The 18,578-nt window shown below is 66.0% G+C and carries 21 protein-coding genes and 1 tRNA gene; 13 read left to right on the forward strand and 9 right to left on the reverse strand.

All coding sequences use genetic code 11. The annotated features are described in order from the left end of the window. Window positions 1–41 precede the first annotated feature (41 nt). From EJB06_RS06970 to EJB06_RS06980, 3 genes are read left to right on the forward strand one after another with little or no spacing between them, the layout of a single operon-like run. Window positions 42–1,949, forward strand: a complete 1,908-nt coding sequence (locus EJB06_RS06970) for a TOL_0244 family TonB-dependent receptor (protein WP_126073283.1) — start codon at window positions 42–44, stop codon at window positions 1,947–1,949. Further along, a complete protein-coding gene (locus tag EJB06_RS06975) occupies window positions 1,946–2,557 on the forward strand; it encodes a TOL_0243 family YfiR-like periplasmic protein (protein WP_126073284.1) in 612 nt (203 codons plus the stop codon). The genes EJB06_RS06970 and EJB06_RS06975 overlap by 4 nt, the downstream gene beginning before the upstream one ends. After that, window positions 2,557–4,446 carry a sensor histidine kinase, YfiR-like protein-associated gene (locus EJB06_RS06980; protein WP_126073285.1) on the forward strand — a complete coding sequence of 630 codons (1,890 nt, stop codon included), beginning with the start codon at window positions 2,557–2,559 and terminating at the stop codon, window positions 4,444–4,446. The genes EJB06_RS06975 and EJB06_RS06980 overlap by 1 nt, the downstream gene beginning before the upstream one ends. 66 nt (window positions 4,447–4,512) lie before the next feature. On the opposite strand, the gene EJB06_RS06985 is transcribed toward EJB06_RS06980, so the two are convergent. Both EJB06_RS06985 and EJB06_RS06990 read right to left on the reverse strand, forming a co-directional pair. Further along, window positions 4,513–5,052: an FxDxF family PEP-CTERM protein gene (locus EJB06_RS06985; RefSeq protein WP_229426966.1), complete on the reverse strand. Its 540-nt coding sequence runs from the start codon at window positions 5,050–5,052 to the stop codon at window positions 4,513–4,515. A 432-nt stretch (window positions 5,053–5,484) separates the two neighbouring features. Then, window positions 5,485–5,561: transfer RNA gene (locus tag EJB06_RS06990), tRNA-Arg, on the reverse strand. Between the two features lie 152 nt (window positions 5,562–5,713). Between EJB06_RS06990 and EJB06_RS06995 the strand changes: the two genes are divergently transcribed. The 3 genes from EJB06_RS06995 to EJB06_RS07005 all read left to right on the forward strand — a co-directional run bounded on the left by EJB06_RS06995 (window position 5,714) and on the right by EJB06_RS07005 (window position 7,221). Next, a complete protein-coding gene (locus tag EJB06_RS06995) occupies window positions 5,714–6,061 on the forward strand; it encodes an ArsR/SmtB family transcription factor (protein ID WP_126073287.1) in 348 nt (115 codons plus the stop codon). Next, window positions 6,048–6,566, forward strand: a complete 519-nt coding sequence (locus EJB06_RS07000; RefSeq protein WP_126073288.1) for an SRPBCC family protein — start codon at window positions 6,048–6,050, stop codon at window positions 6,564–6,566. Before EJB06_RS06995 ends, EJB06_RS07000 begins: the two co-directional genes overlap by 14 nt. An 88-nt stretch (window positions 6,567–6,654) precedes the next feature. Then, on the forward strand, window positions 6,655–7,221 hold the full coding sequence (locus tag EJB06_RS07005; RefSeq protein ID WP_126073289.1) for a YceI family protein: 567 nt from the start codon (window positions 6,655–6,657) through the stop codon (window positions 7,219–7,221). A 3-nt stretch (window positions 7,222–7,224) separates the two neighbouring features. Here the strand turns inward: EJB06_RS07005 and EJB06_RS07010 are convergent, their stop codons facing one another. From EJB06_RS07010 to EJB06_RS07020, 3 genes are all read right to left on the reverse strand, one after another. Then, window positions 7,225–8,283: an alkene reductase gene (locus tag EJB06_RS07010; RefSeq protein WP_126073290.1), complete on the reverse strand. Its 1,059-nt coding sequence runs from the start codon at window positions 8,281–8,283 to the stop codon at window positions 7,225–7,227. Between the two features lie 9 nt (window positions 8,284–8,292). Then, on the reverse strand, window positions 8,293–8,589 hold the full coding sequence (locus tag EJB06_RS07015; protein WP_126073291.1) for an ArsR/SmtB family transcription factor: 297 nt from the start codon (window positions 8,587–8,589) through the stop codon (window positions 8,293–8,295). A gap of 87 nt (window positions 8,590–8,676) precedes the next feature. Then, window positions 8,677–9,039, reverse strand: coding sequence for a DUF1304 domain-containing protein (locus EJB06_RS07020; protein WP_126073292.1), 363 nt, complete (start codon window positions 9,037–9,039; stop codon window positions 8,677–8,679). A 154-nt stretch (window positions 9,040–9,193) separates the two neighbouring features. Here EJB06_RS07020 and EJB06_RS07025 point away from each other — a divergent pair, with 154 nt between their 5' ends. From EJB06_RS07025 to EJB06_RS07040, 4 genes are all read left to right on the forward strand, one after another. After that, complete coding sequence (locus EJB06_RS07025; protein ID WP_126073293.1) at window positions 9,194–10,561, forward strand: tetratricopeptide repeat protein; 1,368 nt, start codon at window positions 9,194–9,196, stop codon at window positions 10,559–10,561. Window positions 10,562–10,593: 32 nt separating this feature from the next. Then, on the forward strand, window positions 10,594–11,031 hold the full coding sequence (locus EJB06_RS07030) for a hypothetical protein (RefSeq protein WP_126073294.1): 438 nt from the start codon (window positions 10,594–10,596) through the stop codon (window positions 11,029–11,031). Window positions 11,032–11,120: 89 nt separating this feature from the next. After that, the gene (gene sugE, locus EJB06_RS07035) at window positions 11,121–11,441 is read left to right on the forward strand and encodes a quaternary ammonium compound efflux SMR transporter SugE (protein WP_126073295.1); all 321 of its coding nucleotides are present in this window, start codon (window positions 11,121–11,123) and stop codon (window positions 11,439–11,441) included. A 98-nt stretch (window positions 11,442–11,539) separates the two neighbouring features. Next, window positions 11,540–12,472 (forward strand): 4-hydroxyproline epimerase, encoded by a 933-nt coding sequence (locus EJB06_RS07040; RefSeq protein ID WP_126073296.1) that lies wholly within the window; start codon window positions 11,540–11,542, stop codon window positions 12,470–12,472. A 42-nt stretch (window positions 12,473–12,514) separates the two neighbouring features. Here EJB06_RS07040 and EJB06_RS07045 read toward each other — a convergent pair whose 3' ends face one another. Further along, window positions 12,515–13,495 (reverse strand): M14 family metallopeptidase, encoded by a 981-nt coding sequence (locus tag EJB06_RS07045; protein ID WP_126073297.1) that lies wholly within the window; start codon window positions 13,493–13,495, stop codon window positions 12,515–12,517. An 87-nt stretch (window positions 13,496–13,582) separates the two neighbouring features. Here EJB06_RS07045 and EJB06_RS07050 point away from each other — a divergent pair, with 87 nt between their 5' ends. Next, a complete protein-coding gene (locus EJB06_RS07050; RefSeq protein WP_126073298.1) occupies window positions 13,583–14,704 on the forward strand; it encodes an acyltransferase family protein in 1,122 nt (373 codons plus the stop codon). Here the strand turns inward: EJB06_RS07050 and EJB06_RS07055 are convergent. Genes EJB06_RS07055 through EJB06_RS07065 form a run of 3 tightly spaced genes read right to left on the reverse strand, consistent with a single transcriptional unit; the run spans window position 14,674 to window position 16,766 of the window. After that, a complete protein-coding gene (locus tag EJB06_RS07055) occupies window positions 14,674–15,174 on the reverse strand; it encodes a hypothetical protein (RefSeq protein ID WP_229426967.1) in 501 nt (166 codons plus the stop codon). The genes EJB06_RS07050 and EJB06_RS07055 overlap by 31 nt on opposite strands. Before the next feature lie 52 nt (window positions 15,175–15,226). After that, the gene (locus tag EJB06_RS07060; protein WP_370660114.1) at window positions 15,227–16,117 is read right to left on the reverse strand and encodes a pirin family protein; all 891 of its coding nucleotides are present in this window, start codon (window positions 16,115–16,117) and stop codon (window positions 15,227–15,229) included. A 49-nt stretch (window positions 16,118–16,166) separates the two neighbouring features. After that, on the reverse strand, window positions 16,167–16,766 hold the full coding sequence (locus tag EJB06_RS07065; protein WP_126073299.1) for an FMN-dependent NADH-azoreductase: 600 nt from the start codon (window positions 16,764–16,766) through the stop codon (window positions 16,167–16,169). 109 nt (window positions 16,767–16,875) lie between these two features. Between EJB06_RS07065 and EJB06_RS07070 the strand changes: the two genes are divergently transcribed. Further along, window positions 16,876–17,796 carry a LysR family transcriptional regulator gene (locus tag EJB06_RS07070; protein WP_126073300.1) on the forward strand — a complete coding sequence of 307 codons (921 nt, stop codon included), beginning with the start codon at window positions 16,876–16,878 and terminating at the stop codon, window positions 17,794–17,796. 121 nt (window positions 17,797–17,917) lie between these two features. Continuing rightward, on the forward strand, window positions 17,918–18,550 hold the full coding sequence (locus EJB06_RS07075) for an NAD(P)H-dependent oxidoreductase (protein ID WP_126073301.1): 633 nt from the start codon (window positions 17,918–17,920) through the stop codon (window positions 18,548–18,550). Window positions 18,551–18,578 lie beyond the last annotated feature (28 nt).

Here is an 18,578-nt window from a genome sequence, read left to right on the forward strand (position 1 = left end):
GCTGCTTTGTGCATGACAGAAAATGTTCTACGATAGCAAGCATGCGTAAACTGCCTTTCCTGACCATTTCCATCGCATGCGCCGGGCTCTTGCATGCCGCTGGCGCGCGTGCGGAAGTGGAGCAGTTGTCGCTGCTCGATTTTTCGCTGGAACAGCTCTCGGACGTGGTGGTCAGCTCGGTGTCGCGCCAGCCGGCGCGCCTGGCCGACGCCCCGATTTCGCTGTACGTGATCGCCGGCAGCGATATCGAGCGCGCCGGCGCGCGCAGCCTGCCCGAGGCGCTGCGCCTGGCGCCCAACCTGCAGGTGGCGCGCAGCGATGGCGCCAGCTACGCGATCACCGCGCGCGGCTTTGCCACCACCATCGAAAACAAGCTGCTGGTGCTGATCGACGGGCGCAGCGTGTATTCGCCGCTGTTTTCCGGCGTGTTCTGGGATGCCCAGGATGTGCTCATGGAAGACATCGAGCGCATCGAAGTCATCAGCGGGCCGGGCGCGACCATCTGGGGCGCCAACGCGGTCAACGGCGTCATCAACATCATCACGCGCAACGCCGCCAACAGCCAGGGCGTGCTGCTGTCGATGGACGGCGGGCGCCTCGAGCGCGGCATCGCGGCGCGCCAGGGCGGCCTGCTCGACGGCGGCGGCGCCTACCGCGTGTACGCCAAGGCCGGCCGGATCGACGATTATCCGGACGCGCCCGGCGGCGGCATGGAGCGGCGCCAGGCCGGTTTTCGCAGCGACTGGAAGAGCGGCGCGCGCGCCGCCAGCGTCAGCGCCGACCTCTACCGCACCAGCGTGCACCGGCGCGGCGGGGCCGAGATGCGCGGCAGCGGCGCCAACCTGCTGGGACGGGCCAGCGGCACCCTGGGCGACGGCAGCGACTGGCGCCTCCAGGCCTCGCTCGACCATACCGAACGGGTGCAGGACGGCACCGGCGCCCAGCGCATCGACATCGTCGACCTGGAAGGGCAGCACGGCGTGCGCCTGGGCCGGCGCCACAGTCTGGTCTGGGGCGGCGGCTACCGGCATGCCTGGGACCGGGTCAGCGGTGGCACGGCCCTGGCTTTTTTTCCCGCAGACAAGGATCTGCGCTGGGCGAATGTGTTCGCGCAGGATAAGATAGAACTGAGCGATACCCTGCGGATGAGCATTGGAGTGAAACTGGAACACAATACGTACACCGGCACGGAAACGCTGCCCAGCATGCGCATGGCCTGGAACGCGAGCCCGACCAGCGTGCTGTGGGCGGCCGTCTCGCGCAGCGTGCGCGCGCCATCCCGCTTCGACCGCGATTTATGGGTGCGCAATGCGACCGGCGGCTACAGCATCGCCGGCGGGCCCGGCTTCGTGGCCGAAACGGTGCGCGTGGCCGAACTCGGCTACCGCGCCCAGCCGTTGCCCAGCCTGTCGTATTCGATGTCCGTGTTCGCCAGCGACTACGACCGCCTGCGCACCCTGGAGCCGCTCGCCGCGACCGGGCAGGGCGGGGCGGCCCAGCGTGCCGAATTCGCCAACCTGGGCGAGGCCAACACGCGCGGCCTGGAATTCTGGAGCCGCTGGCAACCGGTCCCGCGCTGGCGCCTGGTGGCCGGCCTGGTGCTGCAGGATATCGACGCCAGCCTCGATCCGGCCAGCCGCGACAGCTCGGCCGCGCTCGGCATCGGCACCAACGATCCGGCCAGCTACTGGTCGCTGCGCTCCTCGCACGAACTGTCCGATGCGCTGCAGGCCGAACTGGCGCTGCGCCGGGTCGGCCAGTTGCCGCAGCCGCCGGTGCCGGCCTACTACGAGCTCGATGTGCGCATGGCCTGGCAGCCGCGCCGGCACCTGGAACTGGCGCTGGCCGGCCGCAACCTGCTGCATGCGTCGCACGCCGAGTTCGGCGCGCCCGCGACGCGGCGCATGATCGAGCGTGCCGTCTCGCTCCAGCTGAGCGCGCGGTTTTGAACGCCGCGCCCGCCATCCCTCCGCGCGCGCCGCGCCGCCTGCTGCCGCGCCTGGCCGCCTGCGCCATGCCGCTGCTGATGGGTCTGGTGCTGGCGCCGCCGCCGCTGCGCGCCGCGCTCCCGGCCGGCGCCAGCGTGTTGCCGGAACGCAGCATCAAGGCCGCCTTCCTGTACAAATTCCTCGGTTACGCCGAGTTTCCGGCAGCGGCCTTCACGGATGCCGGCGCGCCGCTGGTGATCGGGGTGACCGGCGCCGACGAGCTGGCGGCCGACCTGGCGCGCATCGTCGCCGGACGCGTGGTGCAGGGGCGGCCGGTGCTAGTGCGCCCGCTGCGCGAGCAAGACCCGCTGGCCGGCGTGCACCTGCTGTTCATCGGCGGCGACGACCCGCAGCGCCTGCGCCAGGCGCTGCGCGCCACCGGCGGCATGCCGACCCTGGTGGTCACCGAATCGCAACAAGGACTGCAACAAGGCAGTGTCATTAACTTCAGGATCGTCGAAGAGCGCGTGCGCTTCGACGTCTCGCTGGAAGCGGCCGACCGGAACAGCGTCAAGCTCAGTTCGCGCCTGCTGACAGTGGCAAATCACGTTCACAAGGGAGCACCGTGATGCAACACGATAGCGGCTCCGTCCGTAGCAAACTCATCCTCATGGCCGTCTCGACCACCTTCGTGGCCCTGCTGTCGGCCTCGATCGCCATGTTGCTGTACGACATGCGTACCTTCCAGCAATACTGGGTCGACGACCTGATGACCCAGGCCGACATCATCGCCAGCGTCAGCGCCCCGGCGCTGGCCTTCAACGATGCCCGCAGCGCCCAGCAAAACCTGGCGGTGCTGCGGGTGCGCCCGCAAATCCTGTCGGGCGCGGTGTACACCAGCGCCGGGGTGCGTTTCGCTTCCTATACCCAGGGCTCGCTGGAGCCGTCCTACCCGGTCAAGCCGGGGCGGCCCGGCTACACCATCGACCATGGCGAGCTGGTGGTGTATCACAACATCGTCGACAATGGCGAAGTGCTGGGCACGGTGTACCTGCGCGCGCGCTTCGGCCTGGTCGAGCGCATGCTCAACTACGCCGCGATCCTCGGCATCGTGCTGCTGATCTCGCTGGTGATCGCGGCCCTGGTGGCCTCGCGCCTGCAGCAGGGCATCACGCGGCCCTTGCTGGCGGTCACCAACGTGGCGCGCGAAGTGATGCAGCGGCGCGACTTCAGCCTGCGCGTGCCGGGCAATAACAGCGGCGAAATCGGGGTGCTGGTGGCGGCCTTCAACGACATGCTGGCCGAGATCGGGCGCCGCTCGCACGCCCTGCAGGAAGCCAACCTGACCCTGGAGCACGAAATGCAGGTGCGCCACCGGGCCGAGGAAGCGCTGCTGGTGGCCGACCGCCGCAAGGACGAGTTCCTGGCCACCCTGGCGCACGAACTGCGCAATCCGCTGGCGCCGATCCGCACCGGCCTGGACATCCTGCGCATCCGCAGCGGCGACGCCCAGGCCACCCAGCGCGCCACCGACATCATGGAACGCCAGCTGCGCCAGATGGTGCGGCTGGTGGACGACCTGCTGGACGTGTCGCGCATCAATACCGGCAAGTTCGCCATCAAGATGGGGCGGGTCGAGCTCAAGGCGGTGGTCAACGATGCGCTCGAAGTGGTGCGCTCCTACATCGAGCTGCACGGGCACGAACTGGCGATCGACCTGCCGGACCGCCCGGTGTTCCTGCATGGCGACGCCACGCGGCTGGCGCAGATCCTCTCGAACCTGCTCAACAATGCCGCCAAGTACACCAATCGCGGCGGGCGGGTCAGCCTGACGGCGCGGGTGGAAGAGCGCGACCTGGTGATCCAGGTGGCCGACAACGGCATCGGCATCGCGCCCGACATGCTCAATCACGTGTTCGAGATGTTCGTGCAGGTCGATTCGACCCTGGAACGCACCAATGCCGGCCTGGGCGTGGGGCTGTCGCTGGCGCGCCGCCTGGTCGAGTTGCACGGCGGCAGCATCGAAGCGCACAGCGCCGGGATCAACCGCGGCAGCGAATTCGTGGTGCGCCTGCCGATCGTGGTCGAGCCGGAAATGCCGACCAAGACCAGTCCGGCCGCTTTCATGACCTCGGAGACCTACCGGATCCTGCTGGCCGACGACAATGTGGATTTCGTAAACAGCATCGGCGCCCTGCTCTCGGCCATGGGGCACAGCGTGGTGATCACCCACAACGGCCCGGACGCGCTGACGGCGGCGGCGCGCTTCTGCCCGGATTACGCCTTTCTCGATATCGGCCTGCCGCAGATGTCGGGCTACGACCTGGCGCGCGGCATCCGGCGCCTCTCGTGCGGGCAGATGACCCTGCTCATCGCGGTGACCGGCTGGGGCCAGGAAAAGGATCGCCAGCTGGCCTTCGAGGCCGGGTTCGACCATCACATGGTCAAGCCGGTGCGTTTCGAACAGATCGAAGAGATACTGAGCAACCGCAGCGTGATCAAGAAGGTGCGCGGCTAGCGCAGTGGCGGAGGACGAAAAAAACGGAAGCCGAGGCTTCCGTTTTTTTATGCCGCTTGAAACAGCTTACGCTTGTTTCGCTGCCTTGCGGCGACGTGCCAGGAAACCGACCACGCCCAGGCCTGCCAGCATCATGCCGTAGGTTTCTGGTTCTGGTACCGGTGCCAGCATCACGGTGCCGCCGAAGCTGCCGCCGGTGCCCGACACCATCTTGCCGCTGACCTGCAGGTAGTAGTTACCCAGGCCCAGGCTGTCCGCGCGCAGGCTCCAGATGTCCACGGCGCCAGTGCTTTCCTGAACGCCATTGGTGATCAGGGTGCCGGCGCTGTTGAACAGGCTCAGGCCGGTGATGTCCAGACCGGTCAGCGCGTTACGCGTGATCGACGAGACGATGGCATCGAAGTCGTGGTCGACGCGGGTGACCGAGAAGCGGAACTTGTCGGCAAAGGTGTTGCCTTGGTTGTTCAGCAGGAACGAGCTGCCGAAGTTGGCAGTGTTGTCCAGCACAGGCAATGCCTGTGGGTTATTCGAGATGTCGGCAGCGAAGGCCGCCGTCGAACCGAGTGATGCGGTCGCCAGGACAGCCGCAGCAATCAGGGATTTCATATGTTTCATAAATGTTACCTCGTAAGAAAAAATCAGCCGTGCGAGACGGCTTGGTTTATCAAGAATCGGGGAGCTTCATGCTAGCAAAGGTGCGTTCAACATCGGCGTTGCGACGCGATATGCGCGCAACACCTCGGCATTGTTGCTTTAATCAACTATTTACTCCCCTATACGACCATTTTGACATTTTCATAGGGGAGCGCGTCCGATTCTAATGCAATTAAACAAATATTACCAAGCTAATGTATTGACTGTAGGCTAATACCTACACAAACACGCGCTCATCTCCTTGGAAGAGTGCGCTTCTGCACGTAAATCGCCAACTTATGCGAAACGGCTAAAGTGTAAGAGAATGTGACACAACAACAAAGCGTTGCCGGCAAAGAAAAAAGGCCTGAAGATTGCTCTTCAGGCCTTTCAACTTACGAATAATGGTGCGGCTGGCAGGAATTGAACCCACGACCCCTTGGTTCGTAGCCAAGTACTCTATCCAGCTGAGCTACAGCCGCGAAAGACAAGATTATAGCAACGTTTTGCGGATTGTCAAAGTGCCTCGGATAAAAATGTCGATGGCGCGCACGGGCATGGGCGCGAATGCCGCTTGACCCGCCGCCGGGGCAGTGATAATTTACCATCTGGTTAATTAACCATCAGGTTCATTATGGAGCAAGACCACCTCAGCACGACGTTCGCGGCCCTGGCCGATCCGACCCGGCGCGCCATCCTGGCGCGGCTGGCGGACGGCGAAGCGTCGGTGAGTGCGCTGGCGGCCCCGTTCCAGATGAGCTTGCCGGCCGTCACCAAGCATCTCAAGGTGCTGGAACGGGCCGGCCTGATCACCCGCGGGCGGCAGGCGCAGTGGCGTCCCTGCAAGCTCGACGCACAACCGCTGCGCGCGGCGGCCGACTGGATGGCGCACTACCGGCCCTTCTGGGAAGCCAGCCTGGAGCGGCTCGACGACTATCTCACCACCCTGCAAACCAAGGAGCAAGACCATGACCAGCCCTGATTCCAGCGTCGATTTCACCCTTACGCGCGTGTTCGACGCCCCGCGCGACCTTGTCTTCAAGACCATGATCGAGACCGCGCACCTGCAGAAATGGTGGGGGCCGCAAGGTTGCACCATCGACGTGATCCGGCACGAGCCGCAGGCCGGCGGCGTGTTCCACTACTGCATGCGCTTCGGTCCGGGGGTGGAAATGTACGGCAGGTTCGACTACCGCGAGATCGCGCCGCCCGAACGGCTGGTGTTCGTCAACGGTTTCGCCGATGCGCAAGGGGAGCGGATTCATTACGCCATGAGCCCGACGTGGCCGCTGGAAGTGCTCAACACGGTCACCCTGAGCGAAGCCGGCGGCAAAACCACGCTCAGCCTGGTGTCGACGCCGCTCGACGCCAGCGCCATCGAGATCGAGACCTTCAAGTCCGGCCACGCTTCGATGCAGCAGGGTTTCGGCGGCATGTACGATGTCTACGACAGCTATCTCGCCACTGTCAAAGCGGCCCAGGCTTAGCTAAACTTGCGACACCGGGCGCCGCAGGCCCGGTGTCGCCATCTTTCCGGGCGCTTGCCCGCAACCCGATGCTTTTACCTTAGCAACCATGAAAAAAACCCTCTTTTTCCTGCTGGCCTGCATGAGCGGCGCGGCGCTGGCCGCACCGGTGACGTACCAGATCGACCCGACCCACACCTTTCCCAGCTTCGAAGCCGACCATATGGGCGTGTCGGTGTGGCGCGGCAAGTTCAATACCAGTTCCGGCAAGGTGACCCTGGACAAGGCCGCCGCCTACGGCATGGTCGATATCAGCATCGATCCGGCCAGCGTGGATTTCGGCCATGACGTCCTGAACAAATGGGCGGCAGGTCCCGACCTGTTCGACGTGGCCAAGTTCGGTCCGGCGCGCTACAAGGGCAAGCTGACCGGTTTCAAGGAGGGCGCGCCGACCGCATTGCTGGGAGAACTGACCCTGCATGGCGTGACCATGCCGGTCAATCTGGAGATCAAGAGTTTCAAATGCATCCAGCACCCGATGCTCAAGCGCGAGATGTGCGGGGCGGATGCCTACGGCAGCTTCAAGCGCGATGCGTTCGGCCTGACTGCGGGCAAGGAATACGGCTTCAAGATGGATGTCGACCTGCGCATCCAGGTTGAAGCCGTGGCCGACTGATACTTACGCCTGCAGGGCAGGGTAGTCGGTGTAGCCGTCGTCGTTGGCGCCGTAGAACTTCTCGGGACGCGCCGGATTGAGCGGCGCGTCCAGCTGCAGGCGGCGCGGCAGGTCGGGATTGGCGATGAACCAGATGCCGAAGGCCACCGCGTCCGCTTCGCCGCTGGCGACCAGCTGTTCGGCGCTGGCCTTGGTCAGTTTTTCGTTGGCGATGTAGACGCCGCCGAATTCCTGCTTCAGGTACGGGCCCAGGCGGTCTTCGCCCAAGGCTTCGCGCGCGCAGATGAAGGCGATGCCGCGCTTGCCCAGTTCGCGCGCGACGTAGCCGAAGGTGGCCTTCGGATCGGAGTCGCTCATGTCGTGCGCGTCGCGGCGCGGCGCCAGGTGCACGCCGACCTTGCCGGCGCCCCAGACCGCGATGCAGGCGTCGGTCACTTCCAGCAGCAGGCGCGCGCGGTTTTCGATCGGGCCGCCGTAGCTGTCGGTGCGCTTGTTGGTGCCGTCCTGCAGGAACTGGTCGAGCAGGTAGCCGTTGGCGCCGTGGATTTCCACGCCGTCGAAACCGGCCAGCCTGGCGTTTTCGGCGCCCTTGCGGTAGGCCGCCACGATGCCGGGGATTTCTTCCAGGTCCAGCGCGCGCGGCACCGGATACTCGCGCATCGGGCGCAGCAGGCTGACGTGGCCCTTGGCCGCGATCGCGCTCGGCGCCACCGGCGCGTCGCCATCGAGCAGTTCGGGGTCGGAGATGCGGCCCACGTGCCACAGTTGCAGCATGATCTTGCCGCCGGCCTTGTGCACGGCCTCGGTCACCAGCTTCCAGCCTGCGACCTGCTCGTCGGACCAGATGCCCGGCGTGTCGGCATAGCCCACGCCCTGCGGCGTGACCGAGGTTGCTTCGCTCAGGATCAGGCCGGCCGAGGCGCGCTGCACGTAGTACTCCGCCATCAGGGCGTTCGGCACGCGGCCGCCGCCGATGGCGCGGGCGCGCGTCAGCGGCGCCATGATGATGCGGTTTTGCAGCGTCAGATCGCCAATGGTGATCGGGTCGAATAATGTCGTCATGCGATGCTCCTAAAGTCCCTCGTTCATATGGTCGAGGAAAGCCTTGATGGCTTCCTCGTTGCGCTTGTAATAGATCCACTGGCCTACCTTGCGCGACGTAATCAGCCCGGCGCGCTGCAGCGCTGCCAGATGGGCCGATACGGTCGATTGCGCCAGTCCCGTCTGCGCGTCGATCAGGCCGGCGCACACCCCGACGTCGAGGTTGTGTTCCTGATGTGCGAAGTGCACATGCGGCTCCTTGAGCCAGCCAAGAATCTGGCGGCGCATCGGGTTGGCCAATGCCTTGTGAATGGCGTCGATTTGCATATCGGGTTTTTCCGAATCTAATATCGTCATCTTACGATATATAAAAAATTCCTGCTGGGCAGGGACGAAAACGAGGGATTGCGCGGGTCAGTGCGAGAAGAAATACAGGGCCAGGGCGATGGCCGCCGGGACCGTCTGGATGAAGAGGATGGTCTTCTTGACCGTCAGCGCGCCCCACACGCCGGCCACCATGATGCAGGCCAGGCCGTAGACGACGAAGGCGCGCGCGATGGCGGGGTCGGGATGGAGCAGGCCGACCGCCAGCGCCGCCACCAGAAAGCCGTTGTAGCAGCCCTGGTTCGACATGGCGGGCGCCATGATCTCGGCTTTTTCGGCGCTCAGGCCGAACACGCGCCGGCCGCGCGTCTTGAACAACACCGTTTCGAGCAGGACGAAGTAGACGTGCGCCAGCAGAATCAAAGCGATCAGTACTTGTGCGGCAATGGCCATCGATGGCTCCTTGTGATGGATGTGGGGAAGCGTAGTGTAACCGGGTGCAAGCTGCGTGGCGAATGGCGGGGGGAGGGCGGCCCGCCAAGGCAGAATTTGTTAATGTTAAAATAATCTTTTGATGCACGCGGCATGCATCGCCTCGACTGTCCTTATGAACCCGAACATCACGAAGATCGCCAGTTTCGACGGCGTTGCGCGTCTGACGCCCGAACAATTCCGCGAGCGCTTCCCGGCCGCGTGCGTCGGCCAGCGCCGCGATCCGCAGCCCAGGCGCTGCGCCGAGGCGGTCGACCGGGGCGCGCGCACCGTCGACAGCGATGGGGTCAGGGTTGTGCTCCTGAGCGGCAATGTCGCCATCGACAGCGCGCTGCTGGACAACGCGGCGGACGCAGACTGGACCCACATCGCGGTCGACGGCGACCTGCACCTGGACGGCTGCGGTGCCGACGTTTTTTACGCGCGCGGCATCGACAAGGTGTACTACGTCGGCGGCGACCTGCACGTCGCCTCGGTCGACCTGGGCGCGATTGCGAGCAACGCCGTGGCGGGACGCATCGTCGCCAACAGCGCCTGGCTGTGCGCGGACGACGACTGCGCGATGCGCACCGCGCCCGAGCTGCGTGTGCACGCGCGCTTCCTGTTCGCCTGGTTCTACAGCATCGACGACCTGAAGATCGCTCCCGCCACCGTCGTCTTCATCCTCGGCAGCGGCTACTACTGCGACAAGCTGCGCCTGCCCAATCCGGTTTTTCAGTGGCACGAGGATATCCACGTGCTGGCCGAGCCCTTCGTGCGCATCGTCGAGGGGGAGGGCTCCGATGCCAACGGCTGGATCAACGAAGCGATCGACCGGGCCCTGGGCCTGGGGCGGACGATTTTCCGCGACGGATTCGACATCGCCTGCTACCCGCATCACCGCGCCGCCCAAATCGAGGCCGGGAAGGACGAGCACCGCGCCGCCTACCTGCTGCACAAGCGATCGGCGGCCGTCTCCCCCGGCTTTTACGAGGCCTGGCTTGGCATGGGCGACGCGCTGTTCGCGGTGGGGGCCTACCGCCAGGCGCTTGCGGCGTACAAGGAGGCGGGCACGCTGTTCCCGGAGGACCAGAACGTACTGGTCAACCTGGCATATAACTACGGCTCCCTGAGCGCCTTGTACCTGGGCGACCATGATCAGGCGATTGCGCTGGCGAGCATGTCGATCGCGCACAACAGCGGGGCCGGATGCGAAGACAGCGATCATGGCTACGCCTACCGCTGCCGCGCCGAAGCCTACCTGTTGTCGCAGCGCCCGGCGCAGGCGCTGGCCGACCTGGAACGCGCCCTGGAGCTCGACAACGGCGACGCGGCCTCGCACTGGCTGCTGGGCCTCTTCCATTACCAGCGCGGCGACATGCAACAGGCGCGCGCCTGCCATGCGGCGGCCTCGAAGTACGAACACGGTTTCGACGCCTATGCCGATGCCGGGAGCGGCACCGCCTGTCTTTATCAAGAGCCGAGCGAGGTTGACTGGGCATGAAGCGGCCGGGCGCCGGGCCGCGCGGAACGCGCTTGAAGGAGCAAGCCCACTGGGATGACTTCATGCGCAGGCAGCCGCGCAATCCGTCCATGCTCGGCAGCGTGCCCGTGGCGTTCCGCAGCGCGGCGCTGTGCGAATGGCTGATGCGGCAGTGCGGCGACAACGCCAGCTTTATCCGCTTGGTCCCGGAACAGGCGTTCACGCGCGCCCTGGCGCATGGGGCGCTCGCGCGTTGCGCCGGCCTGCTCGAACATATTCCCGCGCGCCTGATCGACAAGGAGCTGTGCCTGACGGCGCGCATCGGCGACCATGGCTTCGACCTGGCGCGTGTGCCGCCGCCCTGGCCCTGCTCGACGAGGGCGCGGCCGTGGCCATCGGCCCGGGCGAAGACGACGATGTGCTGCGCCCCTTCACCGCGTACCGCGCGCTGCTGCTGGGGCGCTGGCCCGGCACTTCGGCGCCGGCGGTGATATACTGGCGCCACCTTTTTCTCCGGCAGGGACGACCCTGCCACTGACGGAGCCAGGCATGGACGACCTTGCCAATCAAGGAGTGTGTCATGGCTTGGATCTATCTGTTTGTCGCCGGTTTGCTGGAAGTGGGCTGGGCCGTCGGCCTCAAATACACGCACGGCTTCACGCGCCTCGTTCCCTCCGTTTTGACCCTGGCCGCCATGTCCGGCAGCGTCGGCTTGCTCGGCCTGGCGCTGCGCAACCTGCCGCTGGGGACCGCGTACGCCATCTGGACCGGTATCGGCACGGTCGGCACGGCGATCTTCGGCATGCTGGTACTGGGCGAGCCGGCCGGCGCCATGCGCCTTGGCTGCATCGCCCTGATCGTGGCCGGTATCCTGGGACTGAAGCTGCTTTCGCCGGGCTGAGTCGTCGTCGACGGCAGCGGTGCGGCTTGTGCCAATTTCGCCGCACCGCCGCCGTTGCCGCACAAGACAAGCGCGCCATCCCGGCGTATTCTTGTGACATGAAAACGATTTCCATTATCGACTCCCATACCGGCGGCGAACCTACCCGCCTGATCATCGACGGCGGTCCCGACCTGGGCCACGGACCTCTGGCCGAGCGGCGCGAGCGCTTCAGGCGCGACTTCGACCATGTGCGCTCGGCCGTCGTGTGCGAACCGCGCGGCTCCGACGTGCTGGTCGGCGCGCTCCTGTGCGAGCCGTTCGCGCCCGATTGCGCCGCCGGCGTCATCTTCTTCAATAATGTGGCCTACCTCGGCATGTGCGGCCACGGCATGATCGGGGTGGTGGTCTCGCTCGCGTTCATGGGCCGCATCGGGCCCGGACGGCACCGCATCGATACGCCGGTCGGCGTGGTCGAGGCGCAGCTGCACGACGACGGCGCGGTCACGATCGACAACGTGGCTTCCTACCGCACGCGCCACGCGGTCGCCGTGCAGGTGGACGGCATCGGCGCGGTCACGGGCGATGTGGCCTGGGGCGGCAACTGGTTCTTCCTGGTGTCCGGCCACGGCCTGGCGCTGCGGCGCGCCAACGTCGACGCGCTCACCGCCTACGCGGTGGCGCTGCGCGACGCGCTCGCCGCGCACGGTGTCACCGGCGACGACGGCGCCATGATCGATCACATCGAGTTGTTCGCGCAGTCGAGCACCGGCGCCGACAGCCAGAGCTTCGTCCTCTGTCCCGGCAAGGCCTACGACCGCTCGCCCTGCGGCACCGGCACCAGCGCCAAGCTGGCCTGCCTGGCGGCCGACGGCAAACTGGCCGAACACGCGCAATGGCGCCAGGAGAGCATCATCGGCAGCGTGTTCGACGCCTCGTTCCGCTACGACGGCGCGCGCATCATGCCCAGCATTCGCGGCAAGGCCTGGGTCAACGCCCAGGCGCAGCTCTTGTTCGACGAGAGCGATCCTTTTGTCTGGGGCATTCCCTGAGCGCCGAGGCGGGCTGCGACGCCGGCCTGCCGAGATAGGCTCTTAGTCGGCGAAGCGCTCGAAATCGGTGATGGCGCGGGTCAGGTAATACCACTCCGTGTTCGGTTCCGCATTCACGGCGGGGAACAGGATCTTGCCGTCGAACTCGGCCAGCACCGGCGTGCCGTCGGCGCGCGTGCCGATTTGCTCGCCCTTGGACACCCTGTCGAAACTGGACCACACGCGGCTGAAGCGGTCGCCGGCATCGAGCTTGTCGTGCACCGCCACCATCGACAGCGCTTCCATCCGGTCGAGCGCGATCGGCTCCGGCCGGGGCGCGTCGATCAGGCCGAGGAAGGCCAGCGTATTGACGATGGCGCGGTACGCCACCTCGGGCGCGGCCGGGTCGAGGTGCTGGCCGCATTCGAGCGTGAGCGCGTAGCCGCCGGTGCTGCGCATGTATTCGGTGGTGCCCATCCCGTAACGCAGCACCAGGTTCAGGGTCGAGGCGTCGCCGCTTTTCAGGCGCCGCTGCACGCCCTCGCCGTAGGTCGCCAGCCAGCCATCCACAAAACGCCGCACGCCCAGGCGGCGCGCCAGCGCGCGCTCCTGTTCGGCGTGGCGGAACGGCTGCAAGGCGCCCTCGTTGTTGCGCGGTCCGACCATGACGAAGGGCTCGCTTTGGGCATTGAAGGAGTGCAGGTCGAGCAGGACATCGTGCTGCGCCAGCAGGGGGCAGAGCCAGTTGGCGACGCGGTCTTCGAAGTCCTGCGGCTGCGGATTGGGGAACAGGTTGCGGTTCAGGTTACGCTCGCCCGAGCGCTGTTCCAGCGCATAGGCGAGGGGATTGGTCACCGGGACGAAGGTCACGCTGCCGGCCGCCACATGCAGCGCGCCGCTGTCGATCTCGCCCATCACGCGCAGGATCGCCTTGGTGCCGCAGGTCTCGTTGCCATGCACGGCGCCGGTGACGATCAGGCGCGGGCCGGCGCCAAGGCCGGTGTAGTTGATCGATTTGAACTGCAGCTCGCGTGCGGTGGTCATGGTCTGCCCTGGGCCTGGTGGTTGGTGGTCGTCTATTTTAGCGGACATCGCTGGCGCCTGCCGGGCCCCCGTGGCATGATGTGGCGCATGAAAAATCCCGTATCCACGGCGCGCATCGAAGGTCTCGACACCCTGCGCGCGCTGGCCGTCACCCTGGTGGTGCTGCACCACTACGTGCTGTTCGTCAGCCGCAGCGACACCTTCGGCTGGGTGGGGGAGGTCGGCTGGATCGGGGTGGACCTGTTCTTCGCCCTGTCCGGCTACCTGATCGGCAACCAGATCTTCGCCGCCATGCGTTCGCCGCGCGAATTTTCGCTGGCGCGCTTCTACGGCCGCCGCGCGCTGCGCACGCTGCCGGTGTTTTACGTGATGCTGGCGATTTACTATTGTTCGCCATGGTTTCGCGCCGGGCTAGAACTGCCGCCGCTGTGGCGCTTCCTGACCTTCACCCAGAATATCAACCTGGCGCCGGGCACCGCGTTCTCGCATGCCTGGTCGCTGTGCATCGAAGAGCAGTTCTACCTGGCGCTGCCGGCGCTGGCGCTGGCGATCGCTTCGCTGCGCCGTTCCCTGCGCTGGGGCTGGGCCGCCATTGCGCTGGCCATCGTGGCCGGCATGCTGGTGCGCGCTTACACCTGGCAGGAACTGGTCGATGCCCATCCGCGCGGCTCGCGCAACTACTACCAGTATATTTATTACTCCACCCTGTGCCGCTTCGACGAACTGGTGGCGGGCGTGGCGCTGGCGCTGCTGAAGAATTTTCATCCGCGCCGGTGGCGCACGCTCACCTCGCGCGGAGACCTGGCTGGCGGCGCCGGGCTGATGGTACTGGGGTTGGCGATCTGGCTGTTCCTCGACGAGCGCCAGGCCTTCGGGGTGACGGTGTTCGGGTATCCGCTGCTGGCGCTGGGTTTTTCGCTGCTGATCGTGGCGGCCCTGAGCCGCAAGTCGCTGCTGCGCTCGACCCGGGTGCCGGGTGCGGCCAGCATGGCGCTATGGTCGTATGCGATCTACCTGACCCACAAGCAGGTGTGCATCCTGGCGGCCAGGCCGCTGGCGGAGCATGGCTACGGGCCTGGCTCGCCGCTGGCGATCGGCGCCATGCTGGCGCTGTCGGTCTTGTCCGGCTGGATACTGTACCGCTGCGTCGAAGTGCCCTTCATGGCCGTGCGCGGCCGCTACCTGCCGACCAACTTCAAGCCGCTCTGATGGGGGGCGGCGTCGATCACGCCGAAAGCCGACCCGCTCTCGCCGAGGAAATCGAGCACGCTGCGCAGGTCGCCGTTGTTCTCTTCGATGGCGGCGCGCAGGCCGGGCAGCACTTCCCTGGTGTACGGACTGCGGTAGGCATTGACCAGCAGCGAGACCAGGTCGAGCGGCTGGGCGGCGGAATGGCGCAGGCGGGTGCCGATCATCCCTAGTATGACGCGCTGCATGTCCGGCGTGGGATTGGCGATCTGCGAAAAAATCAGCGGCGTGTTGGCGATTTTTTCGCACAAGGCGCGCTCGATCTGGTCCGGCTTGAGGTCGGACGCGATGTCGAAATGGGCGCCGCTCCAGTGGGTACGCGCGTGCACGTGCCCGGGTGGGAAGGAGTCGACGGTGTCGAAGCCGCATACGCGGCTCACGTAGGCCAGGGCCTGGGTCAGGATTGGGAACATCCCGTCAGTGTAGCGCAAGATGTTCTCCTTGTGCTTGCGCGGCCCCGCCGCTGGCGGCGGAGCCGGTGCTTCAGTCGGCGAAGCGCCCGGCGCGGAAGTCCTCGACCGCCTGGAATACCTCGGCCTGGGTATTCATCACGAACGGGCCGTACTGGGCGATCGGTTCGTTCAGCGGACGCCCGGCGATCAGGATCAGGCGGCTGTCCTGGGCGGCCATGATGCGCACGCCGTCGGCTTGGGCCGCGTTGGCCAGGATCGCCATGCGCCCGGCGGGCACCGGTTTGTCGTCGACCAGCACCTGGCCGCGGAACACGTACAGGAAGGCGTTGTGCCCCGGCGGGAGCGCCTGTTCGAAGGTGGCGTTGGCCGGCAGGTCGACATCGAGGTAGAGCGGCTCGGTGACGGCGCGCTGCACCGCGCCCTGCACGCCGTGGCTGGCGCCGGCGATCACCTGCACCTTGACCCCCGCCCCGGTGGTGAAGCGGGGGATCTCGGTGCTGGGGATGTCGCGGTACCACGGCGCGCTCATCTTGTCCTTGGCCGCCAGGTTAAGCCACAGCTGGAAGCCTTCCATCAGGCCGTCGGTCTGCTCCGGCATTTCGGAGTGGGCCACCCCGCGCCCGGCCGTCATCCACTGCACGCCGCCGTCGGTGATCAGGCCTTCGTTGCCGGCGCTGTCGCGGTGGCGCATGCTGCCGGCGATCATGTACGAAATCGTCTCGAAGCCGCGGTGCGGGTGCTCCGGAAAGCCGGCGATGTAGTCGCCCGGCTTGTCGCTGCCGAAGGCGTCGAGCATCAGGAAGGGATCGAGGCGACGCTGCAGGGTTTGGGTGAGCACGCGGTTGATCCTGACGCCGGCGCCGTCCATCACGAACTGCCCGCCCACCAGGCGTTCGACGGTGCGCGCCCGCAGCACGCGCTCATCGACCGGCTGCTGCTCCATATTCAACGTTTGTGTCATTTTTCTCTCCCTGCGTTATTCACATTGATGCAGCGTCGTTGCGGGCCGCTTACGCTACTGCGGCTTCGATGTCGGCGTCGGCGCCGGCCTGCGCCCTGGCGACCGATTCCGGGCCCATGGCCATGCCTTCGGAGTAGATGAAGGTCACGTCGGTCATGCCGAGGAAACCGAGCAGCATCCTGGTGTGCGGGGTCTGGGTATCGTTCGGGGTGTCGCGGTACATGCCGCCTCGGGCGAACGCCACGTAGACTTTTTTGCCGGTCAGTTTGCCGACCGGGCCGGTGGCGGTGTAGGCGAAGGTCACGCCGGCACGGGCAATCGCGTCGAACCAGCCTTTGAGCTGCACCGAGCTGCCGAAGTTGTACATCGGAGCGCCGATCACGATGGTGTCGGCCGCCTGCACCTGGGCGATCAGGGCGTCGTCGAGGGCCACGCGGGCGGCTTGTTCCGGCGTGCGCTGGTCGGCTGGCGTGAACAGGGCGCCCAGGGTCGGCTCGTCGAGGGCAGGGTGCGGGTTGCTGGCCAGGTCGCGGCGGGTCAGTTGCGCGCCAGGGTTGGCAGCCAGCAGCTTGGCGACGATGGCGTCGGCCATGCGGGTGGACTCGGAACCGGTCGAACGGGCGCTGGAATTGATTTGCAAGATGTTCATTTTGTTTCCTTTTTCTACGTTGAACTGCGATGGAGCTACTTTACGCGTCCCATAATCATCGCGGAAGCCTGTAAAATGGATATCATTATTCAGCCAGTGGGACAATCAAATGGATGTGGAACCGAATGACTTGCTGCTGTTCGCGCGGATCGTGGAGGCGGGCAGCTTCAGCCAGGCCGCGCTGCGGGTCGATTTGCCCAAGTCGACCGTGTCGCGCCGGATCGCGCTGCTGGAAGCGAAACTGGGCGAGCGCCTGCTGCAGCGGACCACGCGCAAGCTGATGCTCACCGAATTCGGCGCCAGCCTGCTCGATCACGCGCGCAAGGTGGTCGAGGAAGTCGAGGCGGCGGGCGCGCTGGTGCAGCACCGCCAGCAGGCTCCGAGCGGACGGCTGCGCATCTCGATGCCGGCCGATTTCGCCAGCCTTGGCATGACCCAGGTGATGACCAGCTTCATGGCGCAGTACCCGGCCATCACGCTGGAGCTGGACCTGTCGCCGCGCCGGGTCGACCTGGTCAGCGAGAACTTCGACATCGCGATCCGCATGGGCGACCTGCCGGACGACGCTTCGCTCAACGCGCGCCGGGTGGCGCTCGAAAAAATGGCGCTGTACGCGGCGCCGTCCTACCTGGCGCTGCGCGGCCTGCCCGAGCACCCGGACGACCTGCTCAAGCACGACCTTCTGTGCCTGTTAAGCCGTGGCGGCGGACCGTCGCCGTGGCGCCTCACGCGCGGCAAGACCGTGTGGGAACGCGAGCTGCCGGGACGGCTGACCGCCAATTCTCCCGATCTGCTCACCCGCGTGGCATGTGCGGGAGCGGGCATTGCCGCCAGTTCCGACCTGTTCGCCGCGCCCTCGGTGGCCAAGGGAGAGCTGGTGCGCGTGCTGCCGGAGTGGGACCTGCCGCAGGTGACCGGCTGGGCCGTGTTCCCGGGACGGCGCCTGATGCCTGCCAAGACCCGCGCCTTTCTCGACACGATGGAAGGGCTGTGCTGCACCGAGGCGCGCAAGCGCATGGGGATGGAATAGGGGCCGGATTCGGCGCTCCGGATACGTACGTTCGTGGAATCGTCGATAATGATTTCCCGGGGGCGCCTGATGTGCGTGCGCCCTGGCTGTGAAATACACCTGACCATTCAAAGGAAATCCCGTGCTGATTGAAAAACTCCACTGGCGCTACGCCACCAAGAAATTCGATGCCACCAAAGTCGTACCGGAAGATAAAGTCGAGCGCATCCTCGAAGCCGTGCGCCTGGCGCCGACATCGAGCGGCCTGCAGCCGTTCGAACTGATCGTGGTTACCAATCCCGCGCTGCGCCAGCAGATGCGCCCGATCGCCTCGAACCAGGGGCAGGTCGCCGACGGCTCGCACATCGTGGTGTTCGCGGCCTGGGACAACTACACCGAAGAGCGCATCAACATGATGTTCGACCTCGTGAACGAAGAGCGCGGCATGGTCAACGAAGGCTGGGAAGCGTACCGCAAGTTCATCCTGTCGATCTATCCGCAGCGCGACCCCAAGGTCAACTTCGAACACGCCGCGCGCCAGGCCTACATCGGCCTGGGCATCGGCCTGACGGCGGCCGCCTTCGAACACGTCGACGCAACGCCGATGGAAGGCTTCAATCCGGAGCAGCTCGACGAATTGCTCGGCCTGCGCGCGCGCGGCCTGCGCTCGGTGGCCATCATGGCGCTCGGCTATCGCGAAACCGAGGGCGACTGGCTGGTCAACCTGGAAAAAGTGCGTCGTCCGAGCGAGCAGTTCATTACCCGCATGGCGTAAATTGGCCCCGGCCGCGCCGTTCGGGTTG

The organism is Massilia atriviolacea (genome assembly GCF_003953935.1).
GTDB lineage: Bacteria > Pseudomonadota > Gammaproteobacteria > Burkholderiales > Burkholderiaceae_D > Telluria_A > Telluria_A atriviolacea.

What these genes read in the sequence shown, in the direction of transcription:
- EJB06_RS06970 (WP_126073283.1), top strand. Translation starts at nt 42, where the DNA reads ATGCGTAAACTGCCTTTCCTGACCATTTCCATCGCATGCGCCGGGCTC.
- EJB06_RS06980 (WP_126073285.1), top strand. Translation starts at nt 2,557, where the DNA reads ATGCAACACGATAGCGGCTCCGTCCGTAGCAAACTCATCCTCATGGCC.
- EJB06_RS06985 (WP_229426966.1), bottom strand. Translation starts at nt 5,052, where the DNA reads ATGAAATCCCTGATTGCTGCGGCTGTCCTGGCGACCGCATCACTCGGT.
- EJB06_RS06995 (WP_126073287.1), top strand. Translation starts at nt 5,714, where the DNA reads ATGGAGCAAGACCACCTCAGCACGACGTTCGCGGCCCTGGCCGATCCG.
- EJB06_RS07000 (WP_126073288.1), top strand. Translation starts at nt 6,048, where the DNA reads ATGACCAGCCCTGATTCCAGCGTCGATTTCACCCTTACGCGCGTGTTC.
- EJB06_RS07005 (WP_126073289.1), top strand. Translation starts at nt 6,655, where the DNA reads ATGAAAAAAACCCTCTTTTTCCTGCTGGCCTGCATGAGCGGCGCGGCG.
- EJB06_RS07010 (WP_126073290.1), bottom strand. Translation starts at nt 8,283, where the DNA reads ATGACGACATTATTCGACCCGATCACCATTGGCGATCTGACGCTGCAA.
- EJB06_RS07015 (WP_126073291.1), bottom strand. Translation starts at nt 8,589, where the DNA reads ATGCAAATCGACGCCATTCACAAGGCATTGGCCAACCCGATGCGCCGC.
- EJB06_RS07020 (WP_126073292.1), bottom strand. Translation starts at nt 9,039, where the DNA reads ATGGCCATTGCCGCACAAGTACTGATCGCTTTGATTCTGCTGGCGCAC.
- EJB06_RS07025 (WP_126073293.1), top strand. Translation starts at nt 9,194, where the DNA reads ATGAACCCGAACATCACGAAGATCGCCAGTTTCGACGGCGTTGCGCGT.
- sugE (WP_126073295.1), top strand. Translation starts at nt 11,121, where the DNA reads ATGGCTTGGATCTATCTGTTTGTCGCCGGTTTGCTGGAAGTGGGCTGG.
- EJB06_RS07040 (WP_126073296.1), top strand. Translation starts at nt 11,540, where the DNA reads ATGAAAACGATTTCCATTATCGACTCCCATACCGGCGGCGAACCTACC.
- EJB06_RS07045 (WP_126073297.1), bottom strand. Translation starts at nt 13,495, where the DNA reads ATGACCACCGCACGCGAGCTGCAGTTCAAATCGATCAACTACACCGGC.
- EJB06_RS07050 (WP_126073298.1), top strand. Translation starts at nt 13,583, where the DNA reads ATGAAAAATCCCGTATCCACGGCGCGCATCGAAGGTCTCGACACCCTG.
- EJB06_RS07060 (WP_370660114.1), bottom strand. Translation starts at nt 16,117, where the DNA reads ATGACACAAACGTTGAATATGGAGCAGCAGCCGGTCGATGAGCGCGTG.
- EJB06_RS07065 (WP_126073299.1), bottom strand. Translation starts at nt 16,766, where the DNA reads ATGAACATCTTGCAAATCAATTCCAGCGCCCGTTCGACCGGTTCCGAG.
- EJB06_RS07070 (WP_126073300.1), top strand. Translation starts at nt 16,876, where the DNA reads ATGGATGTGGAACCGAATGACTTGCTGCTGTTCGCGCGGATCGTGGAG.